At 71.2% G+C, this 14,139-nt stretch carries 10 protein-coding genes and 2 pseudogenes; 7 read left to right on the plus strand and 5 right to left on the minus strand.

Annotation, left to right across the window (positions count from 1 at the left end; genetic code table 11):
- Positions 1-186 precede the first annotated feature (186 nt).
- Positions 187-1,026, plus strand: a pseudogene (locus IPZ69_RS11740) (slipin family protein); the annotation flags it as partial.
- On the opposite strand, the gene IPZ69_RS11745 reads toward IPZ69_RS11740, so the two are convergent.
- Entirely contained in the window at positions 959-2,164 is a 1,206-nt protein-coding gene (locus IPZ69_RS11745) for an MFS transporter (protein WP_235454007.1), read from the minus strand. The pseudogene IPZ69_RS11740 and the gene IPZ69_RS11745 overlap by 68 nt on opposite strands.
- Positions 2,165-2,261: 97 nt before the next feature.
- Between IPZ69_RS11745 and IPZ69_RS11750 the strand changes: the two genes are divergently transcribed.
- The 3 genes and pseudogenes from IPZ69_RS11750 to IPZ69_RS11760 all read left to right on the plus strand — a co-directional run.
- A complete protein-coding gene (locus IPZ69_RS11750; RefSeq protein WP_235454008.1) occupies positions 2,262-3,266 on the plus strand; it encodes an ArsR/SmtB family transcription factor in 1,005 nt (334 codons plus the stop codon).
- Between the two features lie 9 nt (positions 3,267-3,275).
- Positions 3,276-3,782 carry a glutathione peroxidase gene (locus IPZ69_RS11755; RefSeq protein WP_235454009.1) on the plus strand — a complete coding sequence of 169 codons (507 nt, stop codon included), beginning with the start codon at positions 3,276-3,278 and terminating at the stop codon, positions 3,780-3,782.
- Between the two features lie 79 nt (positions 3,783-3,861).
- Positions 3,862-4,725 (plus strand): annotated as a pseudogene (locus IPZ69_RS11760) (MerR family transcriptional regulator); the annotation flags it as partial.
- A gap of 325 nt (positions 4,726-5,050) precedes the next feature.
- Here IPZ69_RS11760 and IPZ69_RS11765 read toward each other — a convergent pair.
- From IPZ69_RS11765 to IPZ69_RS11775, 3 genes are all read right to left on the minus strand, one after another.
- Positions 5,051-5,242, minus strand: a complete 192-nt coding sequence (locus tag IPZ69_RS11765) for a DUF397 domain-containing protein (protein ID WP_235454010.1) — start codon at positions 5,240-5,242, stop codon at positions 5,051-5,053.
- A gap of 189 nt (positions 5,243-5,431) precedes the next feature.
- A complete protein-coding gene (locus IPZ69_RS11770; protein WP_235454011.1) occupies positions 5,432-6,289 on the minus strand; it encodes a helix-turn-helix domain-containing protein in 858 nt (285 codons plus the stop codon).
- Between the two features lie 260 nt (positions 6,290-6,549).
- Positions 6,550-7,305 (minus strand): GOLPH3/VPS74 family protein, encoded by a 756-nt coding sequence (locus IPZ69_RS11775; protein ID WP_235454012.1) that lies wholly within the window; start codon positions 7,303-7,305, stop codon positions 6,550-6,552.
- Between the two features lie 242 nt (positions 7,306-7,547).
- Here IPZ69_RS11775 and IPZ69_RS11780 point away from each other — a divergent pair, with 242 nt between their 5' ends.
- Both IPZ69_RS11780 and IPZ69_RS11785 read left to right on the plus strand, forming a co-directional pair.
- On the plus strand, positions 7,548-10,280 hold the full coding sequence (locus IPZ69_RS11780; RefSeq protein ID WP_235454013.1) for a D-alanyl-D-alanine carboxypeptidase: 2,733 nt from the start codon (positions 7,548-7,550) through the stop codon (positions 10,278-10,280).
- A gap of 196 nt (positions 10,281-10,476) precedes the next feature.
- Positions 10,477-12,390 (plus strand): MFS transporter, encoded by a 1,914-nt coding sequence (locus IPZ69_RS11785; RefSeq protein ID WP_235454014.1) that lies wholly within the window; start codon positions 10,477-10,479, stop codon positions 12,388-12,390.
- A 10-nt stretch (positions 12,391-12,400) separates the two neighbouring features.
- On the opposite strand, the gene IPZ69_RS11790 is transcribed toward IPZ69_RS11785, so the two are convergent.
- The gene (locus IPZ69_RS11790; RefSeq protein WP_235454015.1) at positions 12,401-13,240 is read right to left on the minus strand and encodes a hypothetical protein; all 840 of its coding nucleotides are present in this window, start codon (positions 13,238-13,240) and stop codon (positions 12,401-12,403) included.
- A gap of 74 nt (positions 13,241-13,314) precedes the next feature.
- Between IPZ69_RS11790 and IPZ69_RS11795 the strand changes: the two genes are divergently transcribed.
- On the plus strand, positions 13,315-14,103 hold the full coding sequence (locus IPZ69_RS11795; protein WP_235454016.1) for an SDR family oxidoreductase: 789 nt from the start codon (positions 13,315-13,317) through the stop codon (positions 14,101-14,103).
- Positions 14,104-14,139: the final 36 nt, after the last annotated feature.

Consider the following 14,139-nt stretch of genomic DNA (forward strand, 5'->3'; position numbering starts at 1 on the left):
GTCCGTCACGAAGGGCACCACGCACGACATCGGGACGCGCTGAGCCGGGCCTCCAACTCACCCACAGCCGCGCCGACATGACCCCGGGGCTTTTTCTTTACGCACTCCTGACGCCGCCGGGCGCATCCACCCGCCGCCGCGCGGTGTCCTCTCCCTTGTCTCAGTAGCACCGGAGAATGGAGTGCCATGGAGGGCACCGTCGTAGCAGTCGTGCTCGTGGCCGTACTGGCCCTGCTCGTACTGCGCAGTGGGATGCGGGTGGTCAACCAGATCGAGCGCGGCGTCGTGTTCCGGTGGGGCAAGGCGCTGCCGTCGTACCGGCATCCGGGCATCACGTTCCTCATCCCGTTCGCCGACCGGATGCGGAAGGTGAACGTGCAGGTGGTCACCATGCCGGTGCCCACCCAGGAGGGCATCACCAAGGACAACGTGTCCGTGAAGGTCGACGCCGTCGTCTACTTCCGGGTGACCGACCCGCTGCGGGCCGCCATCGAGGTGCAGGACTACCACTTCGCCGTCGGGCAGGTCGCCCAGTCCTCCCTGCGGTCCATCATCGGCAAGAGCGACCTCGACGACCTGCTCACCGACCGGGAGCGGCTGCACGAGGGGCTGGCCCTGATGATCGACAGCCCGGCCGCCGAGTGGGGCATCCACATCGACCGCGTCGAGATCAAGGACGTACAGCTCCCGGAGTCCCTGAAGCGGTCCATGTCCCGGCAGGCCGAGGCGGAGCGCGAGCGGCGGGCCCGGGTCATCACCGCGGACGGCGAGTTCCAGGCCGCGCAGCAGCTCGCCAACGCCTCCCGGATCATGTCGGACACCCCGGAGGCCATGCAGCTGCGGCTGCTCCAGACGGTGGTGGAGGTCGCCGCCGAGAAGAATTCCACCCTTGTGATGCCGTTCCCGGTGGAGCTGCTGCGCTACTTCGACCGGGCCACGCGGAAGATCGACGCGAACCTCAACGGCCCGAAGGTGCCGGCTCCGGCGCCGGCTCCGACGCCGGAACCCGAGGCCACCGAGCAGCCGTAGCGAGGGCGAGCGTCACCGCGAGGGACGCCGTCGCCATCACCGTCATCGCCGTGGCGGGCGAGGTGGCCTGGGCCACCGAACCCGCCAGCGCGGCGCTCGCGCCCTGCACGGTCAGCATGCCCGCCGAGTGCAGGCCCAGGGCGTGGCCGCCGAGTCCGTCCGGTGTCAGGGCCATCAGCCGCTCCTGCTGGACGAGGCTCGCGCCGAAGCCGACGGAGGCGAGGGCGGCGCAGGCCGCGGCGACCGGGACCGCGGGGTGCAGGACGAACAGGAGATACGGCGCGGCCAGCAGCACGAGCAGCGGCGTCGCCAGCCGGGCGCGCACCGCGTCCGGCACCAGCCGGCCGACGGTCAGGTCACCGGCCAGCATGCCCAGGGCCGCGCAGGCGAACAGCGTGCCGGCGGCGCCGGGGTCGTACGACACGAACAGGGACTCGCAGCCGACGACCAGGCCGTTGGGGATCCACAGGCCCAGGTAGGTGAGCCGACGCGGGCGGGCGGACCACAGGAGGGCGTTGGTGCGCCAGGTCTCCGCGACCGAGGGGCGGCCAAAGGCCCGCGGCGGGCGCGCGGTGAGGCCGAGGCGCAGGACGAGGGCCGCCACCAGGTACAGCGCGGCGGCCAGCAGCAGCGAGGCGCGCGGGGACAGGACCGCGACGAGGACACCGCCCGTCGCGTACCCGGTGATCTGGGCGATCCCGCTCATCATGTTGAACACCGAACGCCCCAGCAGATAGCCGTCCTTGGCGAGGATCTCGTTCAGCAGCCCCCAGCGGACCCCGCCGCCCAGCGAGGCCACGAGCCCCAGCACGAGCACCACGCCGAACACCGCCCCGATCGGCAGGCCGGGCAGGGCCATGACCGCCGCGCCGGCGGCGAAGGCCAGGGAGATCCCGGTCAGCGCCGTACGCGGCGGGAGCCGGTCGGCGCCCGACAGGAGCAGGGTCGCACCCAGCATCTGGACCAGCGAGGGGCCGAACATGCTCACCGCCGACAGCAGCGGCGAGTCGGTCGCCCGGAACACGAGGGTGCCGAGGGCGAGCCCGCCGACGGTCTGGGCGGCGGTGTGGGCGGCCGAGGCGGCGAAGAGGGGTGTGAACTCGGGGGTGCGGAAGAGGACTTGGTAGCTGCGCATGCGCCGGAGTCTGAGGCGGCCGCGGAGTCGGCCGTTATTGTTTCGCGCAGGCGCGAAACATCTTTCGCCCGGCCGTGAACGTCAGGGGGTCTCGCCGATGGGCTGGTGGCAGGTCAACGCCGACACGCTCGCCCGCAGCCGGTTCGTGCTCTCCCCGCTCGCCGAGACCTTCGCGTGCCTGAAGCTGCTGCACGCCGGCGAGGGCGCGCATCCCGGCGAGCTGGAGTGGCTGCGGACGCATCTGCCCGGCTACCGGGCGCGGCTGGCGTCCGACCCAATCACCGCGCTGCTGGTGCGCGCCGGGCTCGGACCGGACTGGATCGCCGACTTCCTCACGCCCGCGCCCCGGGACGGCGAGTCCTTCGAGCAGGGTGTGGCCCGGGTCCGCGCGAGCGCCGCCGCGGACGCCCGCGCCCATCTGCGGCTGTCCCTCGCCGGGCCGCTGCCGGCCGAGCTGGACCGGGACGACCTGCCCGAGCGGGCGGCCGCGCTGCTGGAGTACGTCTGGGCCGAGACCGTACGGCCGTACTGGGCCCGGCGCCGCCGCGTTCTGGAGGCCGATGTGGTCGCGCGGACGGCGCAGGTGAGCCGGGGCGGCTGGGTGGAGGCGCTGGACTCGCTGCGGCCGGGGCGGACGCGCTGGCTCGGAGAGAGCAGGCTGCAGGTGAATCTGCACGAGTACCCGCCGCGCGAGATCTCCGGTGCCGAACTGGTGTTCGTGCCGATTACGCCACAGCGCCACGGGTGGGTCTCCTGGGAGGACGGGGACCGGTACGCGGTGATCTACCCCTGCGCCGGCGTGCTGGCCGACGCCCACGGCAGGGCCGTACCGGCGAGCCTGGGAGCCCTGCTCGGAGCGGCGCGGGCCGGGGTGCTGGTGCTGCTCGACTCCCCCATGAGCACGACCCAGTTGACGGCGGTGACCGGGCAGGGGCTCGGGTCGGTCGGGCGGCATCTGAAGGTGCTGCTGGCGTCGGGACTGGTCGAGCGGCAGCGGGCGGGCCGCTCGGTGCTGTACACGCGGACGGCGGCGGGCCAGGTCCTGCTGGACGCCGGCAGGCGCGGGCACTCCGGTCACCCTCGCGACACTTACCGGAGCTAGCATCCGCTTATGACGACTACTGACAACACCGGCTCCGTACTCGACGTCGAGATCGGCGCCCTCACCGGCGGCTCCGCGGACCTGACGCAGTACGCGGGCAAGGCCGTCCTCATCGTGAACGTGGCCTCCAAGTGCGGCCTGACCCCGCAGTACACCGGCCTGGAGCGGCTGCAGGAGCGGTACGCCGCGCAGGGCTTCACCGTGCTGGGCGTGCCCTGCAACCAGTTCCTCGGGCAGGAGCCCGGCGGCGCCGAGGAGATCGCCGAGTTCTGCTCCGCGACCTACGGCGTGACCTTCCCGCTGACCGAGAAGGTCGAGGTCAACGGCGAGGGCCGGCACACGCTGTACGACCGCCTGGTCGGCTTCGCCGACGCCGAGGGCCACACCGGGGACATCCGCTGGAACTTCGAGAAGTTCCTGATCGGGCGGGACGGCAAGGTCGCCGCCCGCTTCTCACCGCAGACCGAGCCGGAGGCGGCGGAGCTCGTGACGGCGGTGGAGGCCCAGCTGGCCTAGGACCCGTCGACCTGGCCCGCTGTTGACCTTGCCCCTGGGGCAGGGCCGAGCGTCCTTGTCACCGGGCGGACGGCGCCCGGTGACGGAGGATGTGAGAGTGGACGAGGAACTGCTCACCATCGGCGCGTTCGCGGCACGGGCCCGGCTCTCGGCGAAGGCCCTGCGCCTGTACGACCGTCTGGGGCTGCTGTCCCCGGCGCGCGTCGACGAGGCCAGCGGCTACCGCTACTACCGCGCCGATCAGGCGGAGCGCGCCCGTCTGGTGGCGCTGCTGCGGCAGCTGGACATGCCGCTCGCCCGGATCGCCGAGGTGGTCGGGACGGACGGCGGCGAGGCCGCCGACCTGCTCGCCGCGTACTGGGCGGACGTCGAGACCCGCGTGGCGGGGCAGCGCACACTCGCCGAGTACCTCCGTGGACGACTGTCGGGGAGGAGCTCCGAGATGTACGGCAAGTTCGTGGTCGAAACGGTCGAGGTACCCGAGCAGGTGGTGATCACCGAGACACGGCACACGCTGGCGGACGAGCTGCCGGCGTGGATCGGGGCGTCACTGGGACGGCTGGAGGAGGCCGCGCGGGAGTGCGGGGGCGTCACGGCGGCGCCGTTCGTGCTCTACCACGCCGAGGTGTCGATGGAGAGCGACGGCCCGGCGGAGTCCTGCGTGCCGGTCGCCGACGAGAAGGCGGCCCGGGACTGGGCGGCCCGGCACGGCCGGGCCTGGGAGACGAAGGTCCGCACCGAGCCGGCCGGGCGCCTGGCGTACACCCGGATCACCAAGGCCCAGGTCGCCCACCCACAGATCCTGGCCGCCTTCGAGGCGGTGGAGCAGTGGATGACCGAACAAGGCCTGGAGATGGCGGGCCCGTGCCGGGAGGTCTACTTCGCGGACTGGGAGGCGTCCGGTCCTGAGGACCCGGTGTGCGACGTGGCGTTCCCGGTGAATAGCGCCGAGACCAGTAGCTGCTCATACGGCACGCTGCCCAACGCCCACCTACGGCGAGTGAGCCGAAGGGGCGCGCCGGTGTCGGGAGGGCATGGGGGTCCCCCCTGCTCGAACGAAGTTGAGAGCTTGGGGGAGCGCGGAGGCCCGAAGGGCTGAGCACGATCGCCCTCCCGACACCGGCTTTGTCGCCCCGGAGGCGAACCGAGCCCCAAAAAAGAGGGGCCCTCTCGGCAAGGACGGCGGGCTGGTCGAGAGGGCACTGGGCGGTGCGTGTGCAGTTGTTGTGTGGTTGTCCGGTCTCTGTCGGCGAGGGTCAGGGAGCCCCCTAAGCCTTGACCGATGCCACGAAGGCGTTCCACGCGTCGGCGGGGAAGGCCAGGACGGGACCGTCGGCGACCTTGGAGTCGCGGACGGCGAGTTCCACGGTGGCGGGCGACTTGACCTCCACACACGCTCCGTTACCGGCGGAATAGGAGGACTTCGTCCACGTCTCCGTGACGCCCTGAAGCAGTGCCATGTCCACTCCTGTTGCGAGTTGCTGTAGTGCGTTTCACGCCAACCTTGTTGACCGGTTGGCGTGATCGACGCTACTCGGCAACATCCCTTCCCGGAGCGGCCGTTCACTCAACCGGATGGCATATTCCAGGTGAGCCTTCCGGTGGAGCGTTCCTGCGGTGTAAGATCCGGCGCCTCACTCGCCGACCGCTCAGCGCGCGTACTCTTTGGCCGCATCGGCGATGAATTGACGGGATTGCTCCACATTGAGGGACTGTGCCCGCAAGTGCTCGTACATCACCGCGTACTTCTGGACGTCGTGCGCCTTCTCCAGATAGAGGTCGCTGGTGACGCCCTCCAGGTACACCACGCTGGAGTCGGCCGCGTCGGCGAACTCCAGGATCGCGTACTGCCCGTTGAGCCCGGGATGCGCGCCCACCTCGAACGGCAGCACCTGCACGGTGACATGAGGCAGCTGGGACATCTCGATCAGATGCTCGAGTTGCTCACGCATGACCAGCCTGCTGCCCACCATCCGGCGCAGCGCGGCCTCGTCCAGCACCACCCACAGCCGGAGCGGGTTGTGCTCGGCGGTGATACGTTCCTGTCGCCGCATCCGCACCTGGACGCGCTTGTCGATGTCGTTCGTCGACGTCTCCGGCAACGCGCCCTGCACCAGGGCCTCCGCGTACGCCCGGGTCTGCAACAGACCGGTGACGAGCTGGGGTTCGTACACGCGCAGCGACTCCGCGTCCGTCTCCAGGCCGATGTAGACGCTGTAGGGGATGTCCCCGAAGGCGTGCCACCAGCCCTGCTGCCGCGAGTCCCGGGCCATCTCCATCAGCGACTCGACGACCCGCTGGTCCTCGACCTCGTACACCCCGCACAGGTCGCGCACGTCGCGCTGGCTGATGCTCCTGCGGCCGTTCTCCAGACGACTGATCTTCGACTGCGAGACCAGCAGTCGTTCCGCCACTTCCTCGGCCGTCATGCCCTTGAGCTCACGGAGCCTGCGCAGCTCCTGGCCCAGGCGGCGTCGCCTGACGGTGGGATTGACATTGGACGCCACGGGACGTGCACCTCCGGCTGCCTGCCTGTACTGGCACTTTGCGTATCTGCTGCTGAGCAGATTGCCACCAAGGTGCTTACTACCGCTGGGAAACAGTGGATATGCGGCGCGTACGCGTCAGTTCGGGCACAAGCAGCCGAGCGGGGCGGTGAGACGTGCGGTCTCACCACCCCGCTCGGACCAGCGGCTCCCGTACCGGGTCTGGGGACTGAGGGCGCGGCTTTCGTGCGTGTGCGTGTGCGATGCCGTGGAACCGCGGCTCAGTGGACCACGGCGCGCGCCATGGAGCTGCGGCGCGGCTGCATCGGAACGCCACGAGCGGGTTCCGGTGCGGGCCTGGCCGCCGGTCCGGCCGGGCGGCCGGCGGTGGCCGGGGTGCGGCGCGGCTGGGCCGCCACACCGTTCTGGACGTCCATGACGGCGTGCGCCACGAGACCGCCCATCGGGTCGTGCCGGATCAGATCCCGCAACCGGGACCGTGAGGAGCGACCCTCATTGCCCGGGTACAGGTGCTTGCCGAGGCCGACCGCGTGCGCCAGGGCGGCGAGCGCCGCGGTCCGCGGGTCCGGCGGTACGCCGGTGCGGATCGCGCAATCCAGCCGGGCACGGATCTCCCGGCTGATCTCGGTGTCCGTCGCCTGGTAGCGAGTCGTCGGCAATACCCCGCACATCTGACCCGGCACGGCGGCGACCATGCCGCACCGCTCCAGATGCGTGAGGTAGGTCTGGCGCAGCCCGAGACGCGGCCCGCCGATCCAGTGGACAGCACGTACCGGAGCGCCGCGCCTTCGCAGCAACTCCAACGCGCAGTCCAGCGTCGGATCTCCTGTCGGCCGTGGCGCCACCACGGCGATACGATCCCCATCTGGGGCTATCCGTCCGGCCAGCGCCAGCTCCACTAGCTGTGCTCCGGCCAGACCGAGGTCGAGCGACTGCGGCTGTGCAGTGGTACCCGTGGCCGGGTCCAGTGCCAGCAGCAGAAGCTCCTCCGGAATTGTTCTGCGGCTCCTGCCCATCCATGCCTCCCCGCGTGGATGAATGACAGGGTGACCCCTCTCACATTCATCTGTCGAGGGTGCGTGACCGGTTCGTAAGGGAACCAGTAGGTATGTCGTTCTCGTCTACCCGGTTGGGTCAGGTCCGCACACAGGACACTGGTACATGGTTCGGACAGCGCCGGAACGACGTTTGTGCGAACGGCGGGTTCACGTTTCGATTGGGCGCACGAGTGGGCGTGTGGCGCACGGAGGAGGCATCGGTGGCGGGCGAGTCCCCCGACAGGTCGAAGCAGCGCGAGTCGTCGGCAGAACCGACGTCGGGGAGCGCGGGTCCGGTTCCCGAAGCACGCGACCCGCGTCTCGCGGTGGCCCGTGAGTCCGACTCCGGCGGCACCACGGACACGGCGACGAAGGTCCTCTCGGTACGGGAGGTGACGGCCGCCGCCGACACCGACTCCCCCGACCCGAAGGACGACGCCCGCCTGCGCGCCGCGGTGGCGGCGTGGGTGCGATCGGGCGAAGGCGGCGAGGAGTCCGACGCGGACGAGGCGGACGAAGCGGCCGAAGCGGCCCCCAACGCCGAGGACGACACGGCCGATTCGAAGGCCGACGCAGAAGCAAACGGCACCTCGGAATCCACCGCTTCCCCGAAGTCGGCCGCCGAGCCGGAGGCCGACGCGAAGGCCGACGCCGCCCCGGAGACGGAAGAGAAGGACGACGCCGAGACGGCGGACGACGACTCCGCGAAGGCCGATGCGGACGCGAAGACCGACGCGGCCGACGCCCCGGAGCCGAAGGCTGACGCCGCTCCAGACACGGACGCTGCGGCGAAGACTGACGCGACGGCAGACAAGGCCGCCACCCAAAAGACTGAAGCCGCCGAGACCGAGGACGAGAACGGGGCCGAGGACCGGGCCCCGAAGGCCGAAGCCGCCCCGGCCGACACCGACGAGGACAGGGCCGAGGCCGACGCCCCCGTGGACGCGGGCTCCGCCTCGAAGGCTGAGGCCGCCCCGGCCGACACCGACGAGGGCGGGGACGAGGCCGAAGCCGAGGCTGAGGACCCGGCCCCGAAGGCCGACGCCCCCGCGGACGCGACCCCCTCCTCGGAGAAGGACGCCAACCCGAAGGACACCGCGACCCGCAAGCCTGTCGCGGACCCGCGTGCCGCCGACGGCGAGGACGACCCGCAAGGGCCACCCGCGGCCGACGACGAGACCCGCGCCCCGAAGGCCGACGCCCCCGCGGACGCGACCCCGTCCTCGGAGAAGGACGCCAACCCGAAGGACACCGCGACCCGCAAGCCGGCCGCAGACCCGCGTGCCGCCGACGGCGAGGACGACCCGCAAGGGCCACCCGCGGCCGACGACGAGACCCGCACGGGTGGTGCGGGTGGGAACGCGGCGGCCGATGGCGGAGCCAAGGCCGTCGACCAGCCGACCGCCGTCTTCAAGGCCGTACGCCCCAAGCCCCAGGTCGACCAGCCGACGACCATGCTCAAGCTCGGCGACACCAAGAAGCCCCTGGCGCCGAAGACCCCCGCGTCCACGCCGAATGCCCCCGCGTCCGACCCCGAGCGCACCAGCAGGTTCGTCGCCCTCAAGCCTCTTGACGACCAGGCGACCCGGAACAAGCCCGCCCCGGCCGCCGCCGACGGCACCGCCGTCATCCCCCAGGTCGGCCCCGAGCGCACCACCCAGCAGCCCCTGCCGCCCAAGCCGCCGCTGGACCTGCTGGCCGAGCTGACGAACACGCCCCCGCCGCCGGAGACCCCGGTCCGCACGCTCGTCCGCCGGGTCAAGATCTGGACCCCGGTGGCCGTGCTCCTGGCGATCGTCTTTGCGGTCGTACAGAATCTGCGCCCGCTCCCGGAGCCCACCCTCGACCTGACCGCGAAGGACAGCTTCACCTTCGACGGCGGCAAGGTCGACATCCCGTGGCCGGCCAAGGGCCAGGCCGCCCTCGACGTCCAGGGCATCGGCACGTTCGGCTCCTCCGGCGACCAGAAGCCCGTACCGATCGCGAGCGTCGCGAAGGTCATGACGGCGTATCTGATCCTGCGCGACCACCCGCTCAAGAGCGGCGAGGACGGTCCGAAGATCAAGATCGACAAGCCCGCCGAGGAGCAGTCGGACGCCGGCAAGGAGTCCACCGTCCCGGTCACCGCCGGTGACAGCATCTCCGAGCGCGAGGCCCTGCAGGCGATCCTGCTGCCCTCCGCCAACAACGTGGCCCGGCTGCTCGCCCGCTGGGACTCGGGTTCGGAGAAGGCGTTCGTGACGAAGATGAACGCCACCGCCAAGAAACTCGGCATGACCAACACCACGTACACCGATCCATCGGGCCTGACGGACTCGACGGTCAGCACGGCCGTGGACCAGGTCAAGCTGGCCAAGAAGGCGATGGAGCAGCCCGCGTTCCGCGAGGTCGCCGCGATGATGTCCTACGTCGACTACAAGGGCCACAAGCGCGACAACTACAACCGGCTGGTCGGCTACAACAACGTCGTCGGCATCAAGACCGGCACCACCACCTCCGCCCTCGGCAACCTCGTCTTCGCGGCGAAGCAGACGGTCAACGGCGAGACGCGCACCATCATCGGTGCCGCGATGCGCCAGCCGGCCGGCGGCTCCGACAACACCATCATCAGCGGTGTCCTGGAGGCGGGCGACAAGCTGATCCGGGCCGCGCAGGGCTCGCTGAAGTCGGCGAAGATCCTGAAGAAGGGCGATGTCGTCGGGTACGTGGACGACGGGCTCGGCGGCCGCACCCCGGTGGTCCTCACCAAGGACCTGCCGGCCGTCGGCTGGGCCGGGCTGAAGGTGACGCTCTCCTTCACCGCCGACAAGGTGCCGCACACCGCGAAGGCCGGCACCAAGGTGGGCACGCTCACCGTGGGTGACGGTTCGAGCGGTGCCGTGGGGGTTCCGGTGGCCCTGCAGAAGGACCTCACCGAGCCCGGCTTCGCCGCGAAGCTGACGCGCATCACCTGACCCAGGGCGCATGGCATGTCACCGCACCCCGCCGCGGAGCCCCCACCCGGGGGCTCCGCGGCGGGGTGCGTGCTAGCGTCACGAAACGGGGCAGGTTGTCGGTCACGGGACACGGCAGCGAACTGGACGGGAACCGGCCGGGAACACTTGGGAAGCCGGCCGAGAACAGAAGACGGGACACGGGGAGTGCCTTCAGGTGGCCACAGCGGAGCCGACACGCGCCGACGACGCCGATCCGGGCCCGGGATCCGGCCCGCGAATAGGCCTGCCCGCGGCTGACCCGGACGGCCGCCCCGCCGCCCCGCCGACCGGCACACGGACGACCACCGCACCGGCGAGCACCGCCGAAGCGACCGACACCGGCACCCGCGCCCGGCTCCGCGCCGCCGTCGAGCCCCTCCGGCAGCGGATGCTGCTGCACCCGGTCCTGTCCATGACCCTGCTGTCCGGCGTGCTGCACATCATCTGGGTCTTCACACTCGCCAACAGCGGCGGCGACATCGCCGCGCAGGACGCCTGGGCCGAGTTCGTCGGCCGGCACCCCGACTCGGCGTACAACCTCGCCTGGTACGGCGGTATGCACCCGGTGTCGTACAGCGTCGTCTCGCCGTATCTGATGTCGGTCCTCGGCGTCCGTACGACCATGATGATCGCGGGGACCGTGTCGGCGGGCCTGCTGACGATGATCCTCATCCGCAGCCGGGTCGTGAAGAACCCGCTGTGGGCCGCGCTGGCCGGTGTGTTCGCGCTGATCTGCAACGCGCTCTCGGGCCGGGTGACCTTCGGGCTGGGCACGGTGTTCGCGCTGGGCGCGGTCGCGGCCGTGTTCTGCTGGCCGTACCGCTGGCGGCACAAACGCTGGGCGAAGGCTCTGGTCGCGGCCCCGCTCGCGGCGCTCGCCACCATGGGCTCGCCCGTCGCGGGGCTGTTCGTGGGCCTGGTCGCGGTGGCGCTGTTCCTGCAGAAGCGCCGGCCGGGCGCCTGGGCGCTGGGGCTCGCGCCGGCGGCGGTGGTCGCCGTGTCGGCGTGGCTGTTCCCGTTCTCCGGCACCCAGCCGATGACGATCTTCTCGGTCATCCTGCCGCTGCTGTACGGGCTGCTGTGTCTCTTCCTGGTCCCGAAGGAGTGGAAGACCGTCCGGCTGACCGCCGCGGTCTTCAGCCTCGGGGTGGTGCTGGTCTGGCTGGTGAACTCGCAGATCGGGTCGAACATCTCGCGGCTGCCGATGCTGTTCGCGGGGGTGGCGCTGATCGCCGCGCTGCCGTTCGCGGTGCCGCGCTCGGGCAAGTGGTACCTGATCGTGCTGGCGTTCCTCGGCTCCGCCTTCTGGATCGGCTTCAAGTCGGTCGACGACATCGTGCACACGACCCCGACCGCGTCCTGGGCGCGCGAGCTCGCCCCGCTCGTCAACGAGCTGCAGGAGGTCGGCGCCGCGAAGGGCCGCGTCGAGGTGGTCCCGGCCCGCTCCCACCGCGAGGCCTCCGCCCTCGCGCCGTACGTCAACCTGGCCCGGGGCTGGAACCGCCAGGCCGACATGGAGCGCAACCCGCTCTTCTACGACGACACGCTCAACTCGGCGAACTACCACGAGTGGCTCCAGCGCTGGGCGGTCCACTTCGTCGTCCTGCCCAAGGACGACCCGGACGGCGACGGCGGCGAGCGCGAGCGGGCCCTGGTGCAGCGCGGGATGCCGTACCTGAAGCAGATCTGGGGCGACGCCAACTGGCAGCTGTTCAAGGTGACCGACCCGGCGCCGCTCGCCGAGCCGAACGCGATCGTCGACCGCGCCGAGCAGGGCGAGCTGACCATCGAGGTCCACCAGGCGGGCCGGATCCTCATCCGGATCCCGTACTCGCCGTGGCTGAGCATCGTCGACGGGCACGGCAAGAGCCTCAAGGCGCCCCAGGAGACCCGGGCCTCCAAGCACCGTCCCGAGGGCACGCCGAAGACGTACGACAACGTCAACGGCTGTCTGATGCAGACGGAGGAGGACTCCAAGGGCGACCGGTGGACCGTACTGCTGGCGCCGAAGGCGGGGACCTACCGGCTCGCGGCGCCGTATCAGCTGCCCCGGGGCACGCCGTGCCCGGACGAGCTCAAGACTCCGTGAGCGCACGGGGTCAGCGGAGCCTGTCCACGTAGGTGTCGGTGCCCGGCACCGTCGGGACGAACGGTGCCACCAGCTCCACGCGGCCGAGCCCGGACTCGCTCACCTGCTCGTCGAGGCCAGTGAAGCAGCGCTCCCAGCACTCCCGCGGGTCGGTCTCCAGGAACCACAGCAGGGTCAGGCGGGTGTCGACGCCCTCGACCTGCTTGACGTACGTCATCCGGTCGCCGGGCAGGGGCGTCGGCCGGAAGACGGTCACCAGGGCCGCCGGGGAGCCCGCCAGCCGCTTCGGGAGGTGGCGGGCGCGCAGCCACTCCAGCAGTTCGGCGCGCTGCTCGGCCGACTCGGCGTCGACGACCTCGACGACGAGCCCGGCGTAGCGGTGGTCGAGGGCGTGGAAGTCCCGGGGGCCGGCGGCGCCGTCCCGGTAGACCGTCGCCTCGTGGTCCTGGAAGGCCGTGAAGACGTGGGTGCGGTCCTGGTAGACGCGGGCGTCGCGGTTGAGGCGCTTGTTGATGCCGACGGTCCACCTCATGTGGTCGGCGTAGCGGCCGTCGGTGATCCAGTACGTGGAGATGTAGCAGCCGGCGGTGACCGGCTGGGCTATCGCGGACTTCTCGGGGTAGCGCAGGAGCTGCAGGTCGCGGGTGGCGACCCAGCGGCGGCCGGCGTACATCCAGGGCATGGCCATGGCGCCGGCGTAGTAGTGGTCGTCCTCGTACCAGCGGTTGTAGGCGTACTCGTGTCCCGGGTGGGGCTCGACCATGGTGATCAGGGCGTGGCCGAACGGGACTCGGTACGGGCCCACGGCGGCGAGCTCGGCGTACAGCTCGCTGCGGGTGTCGTCGCTCATGCGGTTCCCCTTTCCTGCGGTCACCCATACTCTGACGCTCCGTCAGATGAAGCGCCAGGGTTCGGGAGGCTCCCATGTCGCTGCTCACGGGAAAGACCGTCGTCGTGTCCGGGGTCGGCGCCGGGCTGGGTCATCAGGTCGCCGCGGCCGTCGTGGGGGACGGCGGGAACGCGGTGCTCGGGGCGCGCACCGAGGCGAACCTCGCCAAGAGCGCGGCCGAGATCGATCCGGACGGGGCGCGCACGGCGTACCGGGCGACCGACATCACCGACGAGGGGCAGTGCGAGGCGCTGGCGGCGCTGGCCCGGGAGCGGTTCGGCGGGGTCGACGCGGTGGTGCACGTGGCCGCCTGGGACTCCTATTTCGGCGGGGTCGAGGACGCGGACTTCGCGACCTGGCGGTCGGTCATCGACGTGAACCTGCTGGGCACGCTGCGGATGACGCGAGCATGTCTGCCGGCACTGAAGGCGGGCGGGGGCGGGTCGGTGGTGTTCATCGGCACGCAGTCGGCGGTCGCGGCACCCTCGCAGGTCGCGCAGGCCGCGTACGCCGCCTCGAAGGGGGCGCTGACCAGCGCGATGTACTCACTGGCGCGGGAGCTCGGACCGCACCGGATCCGGGTCAACACGGTTCTGCCGGGCTGGATGTGGGGGCCGCCGGTGCAGGCGTACGTCCAGTTCACCGCGCACACGGAAGGCGTACCGGAGGCCGAGGTGCTGAAGCGCCTGACGGACCGGATGGCGCTGCCGGAGCTGGCGACGGACGGGGACGTCGCCGATGCGGTGGCGTTCCTGGCCTCGGACCGGGCGAAGTCCATCACGGGGCAGTCGTTGCTGGTCAACGCGGGTGAGCTGATGCGCTGAGGCGATTCCACCTTTCCGAGATCGTTCACAATTCTG

This window comes from Streptomyces olivochromogenes, from assembly GCF_021538895.1.
Lineage (GTDB): Bacteria > Actinomycetota > Actinomycetes > Streptomycetales > Streptomycetaceae > Streptomyces > Streptomyces olivochromogenes_A.